At 34.1% G+C, this 9911-nt stretch carries 8 protein-coding genes; all 8 read left to right on the top strand.

The window, feature by feature from the left end:
• Positions 1-781 (top strand): tRNA1(Val) (adenine(37)-N6)-methyltransferase (locus tag WKS98_RS09545; protein WP_498918825.1); only part of this gene is annotated, 781 nt, incomplete at its 5' end.
• On the top strand, positions 738-1562 hold the full coding sequence (rsmI, locus tag WKS98_RS09540) for a 16S rRNA (cytidine(1402)-2'-O)-methyltransferase (protein WP_498918826.1): 825 nt from the start codon (positions 738-740) through the stop codon (positions 1560-1562). The genes WKS98_RS09545 and rsmI, both read left to right, overlap by 44 nt.
• Before the next feature lies 1 nt (position 1563).
• Positions 1564-2505: a DNA double-strand break repair nuclease NurA gene (locus WKS98_RS09535; protein WP_498918824.1), complete on the top strand. Its 942-nt coding sequence runs from the start codon at positions 1564-1566 to the stop codon at positions 2503-2505.
• On the top strand, positions 2505-4349 hold the full coding sequence (locus WKS98_RS09530) for an ATP-binding protein (protein WP_498918823.1): 1845 nt from the start codon (positions 2505-2507) through the stop codon (positions 4347-4349). The genes WKS98_RS09535 and WKS98_RS09530 overlap by 1 nt, the downstream gene beginning before the upstream one ends.
• Before the next feature lie 44 nt (positions 4350-4393).
• Complete coding sequence (locus WKS98_RS09525; protein WP_498918822.1) at positions 4394-6706, top strand: S8 family serine peptidase; 2313 nt, start codon at positions 4394-4396, stop codon at positions 6704-6706.
• 9 nt (positions 6707-6715) lie between these two features.
• The gene (udp, locus tag WKS98_RS09520) at positions 6716-7492 is read left to right on the top strand and encodes a uridine phosphorylase (RefSeq protein WP_498918821.1); all 777 of its coding nucleotides are present in this window, start codon (positions 6716-6718) and stop codon (positions 7490-7492) included.
• Between the two features lie 111 nt (positions 7493-7603).
• Complete coding sequence (locus WKS98_RS09515) at positions 7604-8806, top strand: S41 family peptidase (RefSeq protein WP_498918819.1); 1203 nt, start codon at positions 7604-7606, stop codon at positions 8804-8806.
• Positions 8807-8821: 15 nt separating this feature from the next.
• The gene (locus WKS98_RS09510) at positions 8822-9715 is read left to right on the top strand and encodes a polysaccharide deacetylase family protein (protein WP_498918817.1); all 894 of its coding nucleotides are present in this window, start codon (positions 8822-8824) and stop codon (positions 9713-9715) included.
• Positions 9716-9911: the final 196 nt, after the last annotated feature.

Here is a 9911-nt window from a genome sequence, read left to right as displayed (position 1 = left end):
CTTTTTTCATACTATAATTATAATAGGTGATTATATGCTTACAAAAAATTATATTCCTGGAACGGATTTAGATATTTATTCTGACAAATCAAAATTTTCATTTGGCATTGACGCCATACTTATTTCTTCATTTTGTAAATTTAAAAAGAATGACACTGTTTTGGAAATTGGTTCAGGAACGGGAGTCATAGCTTTAAGGGTTAAGTCCCTTTATAATCCTAAAAAAATTTATGCAGTTGAAATACAAGATGACAATTTTGAAATTCTTAAAAAGAATATAGAAGAGAATAAACTTTTAGATACTATTCATCCAATACATAGAGATTTAAATAATTGCTATGAAATAATTAAAGACAATAGTCTGGACGGCATTGTAACAAACCCACCCTATTTTAAATATGGATGTGGTATAGACAATAAAAGTGAAAATCATTTAATATCACGGTATGAAAAGTGTTTAAAGATTGAAGATATTTTTAGATTTTCAAGTGCGAAACTAAAGGAAAAGGGCAAACTTTATATGATAAATAAACCTGAAAGGCTAGTGGACATGATGCATTTGGCAAGAAAGTATAAAATAGAACCAAAGCGAATGATTCCAGTTATGTCCAGGGAAAATGAAAAGCCTAGGTTTATATTAATGGAGTTTGTAAAAAGGGGCGGAGAATTTTTTACTTATGAAAAACCTCTTGTAGTATATGACGGGGAAGAGTATAGAAAGGAAATAGTTGAACTTTATGATGGAAAGCAAGTTATATGTAGTACCAACACCAATAGGTAATTTAAAAGATATTACACTAAGGGCCTTGGAGGTGTTAAAAGCTTCAGATATAGTCTATTGCGAAGACAGTAGAAACACCATAAAACTATTAAATCATTTTGACATAGAGGCAAATCTCATTTCATATCATGAACATAACGAGAAGAGTAGAGTTGAAGAAATTATAGAAAATTTACGAAGTGGTAAAGTTCTATCCCTGGTTTCTGATGCGGGGATGCCTGGTATATCAGACCCTGGTCATGTAATTATAAAGGAGCTTATTGAAGAGGGTCTTCCTTTTGAAGTTCTTCCAGGAGCAAGCGCAACAGTAACTGCCTTGGTTTTGTCTGGACTTCCAAATGACAGCTTTAGCTTTCTAGGATTTTTCCCTAGAAAAAAAGGCGAGAGGGATATGTTTTTAGAAAATCTTGAAGAAAGAAAAGAGACCTCAATAATATATGAATCTGTGCATAGAGTTTTAGAATGTCTAGAAGTGTTAGCGAATAAATTTCCTGAAAGAAGAGTTGCAGTTATTCGTGAAATGACAAAGGTTTATGAAGAAGTTACAAGGGGAACTTTGAAAGAAGTTTGTGAAGAGTATAGTCATAAGGACAATATTAAAGGAGAGTTTGTAATAGTTTTAGAAGCTTCTTCGGAAGAAGTCTCCTATGATATTACAGAGCTTTTAAAAGAGGAAATAGAAAAGGGACTTAGTAAAAAGATGGCTGTAAAAGAGGTATCGAAAAAATATAATCTTAGAAAAAATGAAGTATACCAAGCCAGTCTAGAATTAGAGGATTAACATGGAAGATAAAATCATATCCAAACTAAAAACATTAAATGAAGAGTTAAATAGGAAGTATTTTCTATTGGACTCTTTTAGTATTTCTGAAAAAAAGAAAATATTAAATGGTTTTGGATTATTTGAAAATATAGAACCAATGGATAAGGAAAGCCTTGAAAAGCTTAAAGACCGTGGAGGAGTTTTTGCAGTTGATGGTTCAACCAATAGATATGGTGGAGCCTTCCCACATTATATCCAAATCTTTCGTGGCCTTGCTATGAAGGATATTAAAGAGAGCAAGGAGTCGGTGGAGGTTTACTGTCCACTGCTTGAAGACATAGACATTTACGAAGAAAACAAGACCTTGGACAAGCTACTTGCAGCGGTAGAGCTTGAAGCTGCCATAGAAGCGACCTGTGATAATCCAACTGTAATAATGATGGACGGTTCATTAATTAGATATAGGATACTAAATGAAAATAAATGGGAAAAACTAAAGAATATTGCAATAGAAAAAAACATCTACATAGTTGGTGTAATTGAAGATATAAAGACTAATTTGGTTTATGAAAATATAAAAGAGGACTATAGTTCTGAGTTCTTCTATGATAGAGAATTTTTATTTAACTGCCTTGAATATAAGGAAGCCTATATTCCAAATGAAAAAGAGTCTGGGAAGGACAGCTATAAAATAAGGTCCTCATTTATAAGGTCATCCTTTGAACCGGCTGTAATTGCCGTTGATATGATGGAGGAACAGTTTTCAAATATAAGAGACATATTAAGTTTGGTTCTTTCGCTAACAAATAAGAATAGCAGAGGAATTCCATATATATTAGATCTAGTTGATATGAAGGCGAGACTTACAAATAAGAAGATGAAGTATCTATCGGAAAGCTATATTACAAAAGGCAGATTTGAACTGCTATTTCATAGCCAAAGAGATAAGAGGAGCATGTAATGGATATAAAGATAATTGGAATGACGGACCAACAGGAAGCCTATGTTGGGTCCAATGATAGAAAGTTTAGGATAAATGAGTTTTTAATAATAGAAGATCCAATGGGAGATATATTGGGAGAGGTTGTAGAGGTTCACACATATAACCGTTATATCACCATGCCCAAAGAAGGGGAAATGTTAAATCAAGAACTTATTGAAAACCTTGTTGCCCTTGGCTTTAACTTGGAAGAAGATACGGTTTACCTTGGAAAGATAAGACTTTTGGAAGAGAGTAATTATCCAATCGAAACAGGGTCATCATGTAGAGTACCACTTTTTGACGAAGTAAAAAAATATTTTATGACAGAGTCACTAAATAAATCCTTGAACATTGGTTTAATTAGAAACACCTACGATATTTTTAAGACTTGTCCTGATGAATATAAAAATCTATGTGAAACTTTAGAAGATGGAGAGTTTAAAGAGCAAGGAGAACTGCCGTATCTATTAAATTTATATGGCATGCATCAATACCCACATATAGGTATATTTGGCGGGTCTGGTTCAGGTAAGTCATATGGACTGAGGGTTTTAATAGAAGAGCTAATGCAAAAAAATGTTCCAGGAATTATTTTGGATCCCCATTATGAAATGGATTTTACATTAAGGTCTAAAGATGGATATGGACCTGATTATAGTGCAAATTTTTCGAAGTTTGTCATTGGAGAAAATACTGGTATAAGATTTACGGATATAAATACTAGGGAGCTAAAGGCCCTTATAGGTACATCATCGAAGCTTACGGAAGGCATGGAGTCTGTTATAGAAAGCCTTCACAAGCCAAATGATTCACTTGAAAGCTTTTCAAATAGGCTACAGCGTTTAATTGATGGACAAAAAATTGGAAACTCCCAAAAGATTCAAGACATGATAATGTCTACAGAAGGTGAAGAAAGAAGAAATTTAGAAGAGATTTTAAAAGTATACAACATCTATAATGACAAATGTCCACCAAGTTCAGTCTTTGGTGTAAGCTGGAGATTTAATAGACTACTAAAGCTAAAGATTTTTGAACACGACTCAAACCTTGTATACGACTGCATTAAAATGGGGAAGATTGCCGTTATCCAAGGTTCTGTAAAGATAATTCAAGTGTACTCCACATATATAATAAGCAGTCTCTACGACCTTAGAAGGGACTATAAGGACAGCATTATTAACGACAAAAGCATGGATTACTTCCCACCATTTTTCATAATCACCGACGAGGCACATAACTTTGCACCTCAAAGCTTTGATGGAAATGGAGATTTGAGTTCGAAATATATTTTAAGAGAAATTGCTCAAGAGGGTAGAAAGTATGGAGTGTTTTTGGTCCTAGCTACCCAAAGACCATCGCTACTTGATAGCACCATAACTGCACAGCTAAACACTAAATTTATTTATCGAACTACAAGGTCTACGGATATTCAAACCATAAAAGAGGAGACGGACCTATCAGTGGAGCAGACTGCAAGACTTCCATACTTAAAGACTGGAGATGTATTTTTGTCAGAGTCTGCCGTAGGAAGGACCATGTATGTAAGAGTAAGGGCTTCCCATACCTTAACACCACATGGAGAAAACCCGTTTGATGAACTATATGATAGACAAGAGCAAGCGGTTTCTGATATGATAGAACTAATTAAGGACTTTTTACCTGTAAATGAATTTAACTTGATGTCCGTATGTAAAGACATTCAAGATAATAAGGGCCAGGTATATTCTGTAGAACAGTTAAAAAATATTTTAGAAGACTTAACTGAAAAAGGATATTTAATTAAAGAAAAAGGACTTTTGGTAAAATACATGTTAAATGAATAAAAGTTTTTATTCTAATTAAAAAATAAAGTTATTAGGAGAATTACATGAAGAGAATAATTTCGTTTATAATGGCGTTAACAATTTTTTTAACAACCATAACAGTAACGGTGAGTAAGGGAAATGAATCTAAAATTTCAGATGAACTTTTAAACAAAATTGAAAGTGAAAAGGTACTTGACGTACTGATTACTTTTGAAAATGAAAAGGACAATGAAAATAAAGTTGACCTCTCAGGTTCAAAGGCAACTCAGGTAAATCAAAGAAAAGAATTTATCAAAGAACTTAAAGAAAATGCGGATATTTCACAGGAAAAAGCACTTGAAATAATCGAAAAAAATAGTGATAAGGTTCAAGAGGTTGAATCATTTTATATAACAAACTCCATTAGACTTAAAGCGGACACATCTTTAATAAAGGAAGTTATAAAACTTGATAATATTATTGAAGTTGTTGAAAATGGAGAAGTTGAACTTAAAGACCTTGAAAGAGGAAGTACTAACTTTGGTTCAGTAGATAAAACTCGTAGCCTTAAAGATACTAGGGTGTTAGAAGTTAGAGACAAATACAAACTTTTTGGAACAGATATTGTAATAGGTTTTTTAGACAGCGGCGTGGATTTACAAGGTTCTACTTATAAAAATAACGAAATTTATGAAAATTGGAGAGGCCACACAGAAGGCGCATCCACATCTTGGTATGACGTTTTTGGTGAGTCTGAAGAGCCGATTTCTTCAAGCTCAGGCCATGGTACTGCAGTGGTGTCACTGGCTGTTGGTAAAAACATTGGAGTTGCACCTAAGGCAAAGTGGATTGCAGCAAGGGCATTTAAGGGAAAGACAACAAATAATAGCAATATTTTAAGAGCTGCACAATGGTTCTTAGCACCTGGGGGAAGAGCAGAACTTGCACCAAATATAATAAACAATTCATGGGGTAAAAACACATTGGAAAAATGGTTTGACCCTATGATTGACGCTTGGATAAACGCAGGTATTATTCCTGTTTTTGCATCAGGAAACAAGGAACAAAACAATAAGCTTGGTACAATAGACTATCCAGCATCAAATCTAAAGACAATTGCAGTAGGTGCAGTGGATAAAAATAATAATTTAGCATATTTCTCAAAACTTGGACCATCACCACTGGATAATTCAAAGTCAGTTATAAAGCCAGAAGTAGTTGCTCCAGGAGTTGATGTATATGCAGCTGACTCAGAGAACACCTACTCACTATGGAAGGGTACATCCCTTGCAACACCTACAGTAACAGGTGTAATGGCACTTATGTTAGAAGCCAACAAAAATTTAGACAATGATCAAATGAAGAGCATCTTAACTTTAACTGCAAAGAGACTAACTGATAGTCAGTTTCCAACAAGCCCTAACATGGGATATGGATATGGCCTTGTAGATGCAGTAAAGGCTGTAGAGTTATCATTAAAATACAATGATTTTTCTGGTGAACAGAGAATAAGTGGCAAGAATAGATCTGAAACTTCATTAAAAATTGCAAATAAATTCTATGACAATGCAGACTATGTATATGTAACAAATCAAAATTCATTTGCAGATGGACTTAGCATGGGTTCACTTACAAAAATTCAAAATGGACCATTGTTGTTAATTCAAAACCACAACTTAACTGTGGACACAAAAGTTACTTTAAATAAACTTCAACCAAAGAAGATAATTATAATAGGTGGAGAGTCCACAATAGGAAAATCTCTTGAAAATGAGTTGAAGTCATACGCTGAAGTGGAGAGAGTTTCAGGCAAAAATAGAATTGAGACATCTTTGGAAATTGCAAGAAAAACAGATATTGCAAATAAAAAGGAAGTATTTTTAGTAAATGGATTTATTGAAGCGGACTCCATAAATATAGTTTCAGTATCATCTAGAGATGGAATACCTGTAATCTTTACAGCGAAAAACAAAATGAGCCCTTCGGCAAAGAACATGTTAAAGTCATATGGCGTTAACAAAGTTACTATTGTTGGAGGAAACTCCGCAGTATCTACCTCAGTTGAAAATGAATTAAAGGCAATTGGAATAAAAGAAGTAAATAGACTTAGTGGCAAGGACAGATTTATGACTGGAACAAAGGTAAATGAAAATTACTTTGAAGAGTATAATCCAGTATTCTTTGCAAATGGCTACAACGTTGCCGATGCACTTTCCATAGGGCCGGTTCTTGGAATGCTTAATGCACCACTACAAATTATTCCTCAAGACTATTTACCACAGGGAATAAAGTCTTATTACAGCGGAAAGACTATTTCAGATTTCTATATACTAGGTGGTTCAAATTCCATTACAGTACAAAACTCATATAATATTTTTGATATGATAACAAAATAGGAGTAAAAAATGGCAAAAGAGATTTTAGGAAATGAACAATTTCACATAAAATTAAAAAAAGGGGACGTGGGAAGATATGTACTTCTTCCCGGAGACCCTAAGAGAGCAAAGTTAATATCAGAGTACTTCGATAATCCTGTAGAAGTCTCAAACAACAGAGAATATGCAATCTACAATGGATATTTAGATGGGGAACTAGTTACCGTTTGCTCTACTGGAATAGGTGGACCTTCTACAGCAATTGCAGTTGAAGAACTTGCAAACATTGGAGCTCATACCTTTATAAGAGTTGGAACCTGTGGAGGAATGGATTTGGACGTAGAAGCGGGAGACTTGGTTATTGCTACGGGAGCAATTAGGATGGACGGTACTTCAAGGGAGTACGCACCGATGGAATTTCCTGCAGTTTCAAACTTTGAAGTATGTAGCTCAATAATTGAAGGAGCAAAAAATTTAAAATTGAAACATCATGTTGGAGTTGTTCAAAGTAAAGATTCTTTTTATGGACAACATAGTCCTGAAACAAAACCAGTTTACTATGAGCTAGAAAATAAATGGAATGCTTGGCTAAGACTGGGATGCTTAGCATCTGAAATGGAGTCATCAACACTATTCACAGTGGCTTCATACAGAAAAGTTAAGGCTGGCGCGCTATTTCTATGTATAAATAATCAAGAAAGACAAAAGCAAGGTTTATCAAATGAACTTTTTGAAGATGTGAACCTAGTTATAAAAGCGGGCATAGAAGCTTTGAAGATTCAAATAAAAAAAGATAAGTGTGATTAAGTCACACTTTTTTGTATAATAATATAGAAGGATGTAAATACAAATTAAATTTGTAAGAAATTTGTAATATTCTCAAGTGTAAATCTGTGTTACTATAAATAGAGGTGAAATATGAAAAAGGGTTTTAAATATGTCTTTATGACACTATTGGTTGTTGTACTGATGTTAGGTTCATTTTTATTAGGGAATAAAATGGCAATAACAACAGGAGACAAAGTTATTTTAAATAAAGGTGATTTTAAAATATACTCTAAGACCAATCAAATGAAGGCAGTAATAGACAAGTACTTTCTCTTTGACATAGACGAGAGAAAACTTGAAGATGGAGTTTACAAGGGGCTTTTCAAAGGGCTTAACGATCCATATTCCGAGTACTTAACAAAAGAGGAGTTTGATTCTTTTAAACAGTCAACCTCTGGAGAGTATAAGGGAATAGGAATTTTTATAACGGTAACAGAAGATAATTTAATACAAGTTGTGTCACCAATAAAAGATTCTCCAGCTTTTAAAGCAGGAATAAAACCAGATGATATAATCTATTCTGTAAATGGAAAGGTGTATCCAGGAGATAAATTAAATGAAGCAACTGCCGTTATGAAGGGAAAAGACGGAGATGAAGTTAAGCTAGTTATTAAGAGAAAGAACTCTACTGGTGCCTACGACAATATTGATATGGATTTAAAAGTAGAAAAGATTAAACTATTGACAGTTGAGTCAAAGGTTGTGGATGGTTTGGGGTACCTACACATATCACAGTTCGGCGAGCACACTTTTAAAGAGTTTACAGAAAATTATGAAAAGCTTAAGTCACAAAATGTTAAGGGAATTATTTTAGATCTTAGAAATAATCCTGGAGGATTAAAGGATAGTTGTGTTAAGATTGCAGACTATTTACTTCCTGAGGGACCAATTGTAAAGACTGTTGACAAGAATAAAAAAGAAGAAGTTGATATGTCCGACGCTAAAGAAGAAAACATTCCAATGGTAGTTCTTATAAACGGAGGATCAGCTTCAGCATCGGAAATATTGTCAGGGGCCATAAAGGATTATAAAAAGGCTACTATAGTTGGAGTAAACAGTTATGGCAAGGGAATTGTTCAAACAATTGCTCCAGCAAAGAGCTTTGGAATCAATGACAATGGTGCAATAAAACTTACAGTGCAAGAGTACTTTACACCGAAGGACAAAAAAATTCATGGAATTGGTGTTAAGCCAGACATTGAAGTAAAGCTTCCTGATGATGTAATAAACTTCGGCCCAGATTTCATAGACACAGATACTCAATTACAAAAAGCTATAGAAATATTAAAGTAACTAGGAGATGATTAGTTGAATAAGGTAAAGGGAGGTATAATTGCACTATCTATAGTGCTCTTAGCCCTAATCGTAGGAATTTTTATGAAGGAGCAAAAGTCTTTTTCAGAAAAGGATGCTGAAATAAAAAAGATTGCTATTAAAGAGAAGGAAGCAAAAAAAGAAAAAGAAACTGAAAAGCCTTCTGAAACTAAACCTACAGAACCAAAAGTAAAAGATCCATATGCGGATGCAGTATACGACGCGGGAGAAGTTAGTGACATTATAAGAAAACATAAGGAATATACTGGTGAAAAAGTTGTTTTCTTAACATTTGATGACGGACCAGACACATCGTCTTCTCCAAGAATTTTAAAAATATTGAACGACAATAAGGTTCCAGGAACATTTTTTGTTCAAGGTAAGTATATAAACGACAATACAAAAGATATTTTAAAACAAATACATGATGATGGTCATACCATTGCAGCCCATAGCTATAGCCATGATTATAGTCATCTATATCCAGGTAGGGTTGCTAATACAGAAAATATAATTTCTGAATTTAATCAAATAGACCAAGTTGCAAAAAAATATTTGGGAAATGATTTTAAATTTTATACTTGGAGATACCCAGGTGGCCATATGTCATGGCAAAACTTAGAAGGAGCAGACGCTGCCTTAAAAGAAAAGGGCGTTGAATGGATTGACTGGAACAACATGACAGGTGATGCAGAGCCTAAGTCCAGAAGACCTACCACAGCAGAGGGAATGTTCAACATGGTTAAACAACTTACTGAAGGTTCAACAACAAATATGCAAGTAATACTTATGCATGACAATGTTTCAAAGGAACTAACCATACAAGCACTACCACAAATTATAGCCTACTATAAAGACTTAGGTTATAAGTTTGGAAAATTTAAATAACATTAAAAGACACCGACGATTGAAATTCAATTGTCGGTTTTCTTGGTATGACGGGCATGTTCTAATGCTGGGGTGAAATTCCCTACAGAGCGTAGTTGCCGACGAATCTAATAGCAACTTGCAAGTTTTAGGTGGCGACATCTAGGAGAGAAGAAACAATAGCGAAATCGTGGCTTGACGAACAGGAACAGAATAT

This window comes from Lagierella sp. ICN-221743 (genome assembly GCF_037890055.1).
Taxonomy (GTDB): Bacteria; Bacillota; Clostridia; order Tissierellales; family Peptoniphilaceae; genus Mediannikoviicoccus.
The sequence above is the reverse complement of the archived record's forward strand: the minus strand, read 5'-3'. Positions and strand labels throughout refer to the sequence as shown.

Coding starts and splice junctions, on each gene's coding strand:
- rsmI (WP_498918826.1), top strand. CDS start 738: ATGATGGAAAGCAAGTTATATGTAGTACCAACACCAATAGGTAATTTA.
- WKS98_RS09535 (WP_498918824.1), top strand. CDS start 1,564: ATGGAAGATAAAATCATATCCAAACTAAAAACATTAAATGAAGAGTTA.
- WKS98_RS09530 (WP_498918823.1), top strand. CDS start 2,505: ATGGATATAAAGATAATTGGAATGACGGACCAACAGGAAGCCTATGTT.
- WKS98_RS09525 (WP_498918822.1), top strand. CDS start 4,394: ATGAAGAGAATAATTTCGTTTATAATGGCGTTAACAATTTTTTTAACA.
- udp (WP_498918821.1), top strand. CDS start 6,716: ATGGCAAAAGAGATTTTAGGAAATGAACAATTTCACATAAAATTAAAA.
- WKS98_RS09515 (WP_498918819.1), top strand. CDS start 7,604: ATGAAAAAGGGTTTTAAATATGTCTTTATGACACTATTGGTTGTTGTA.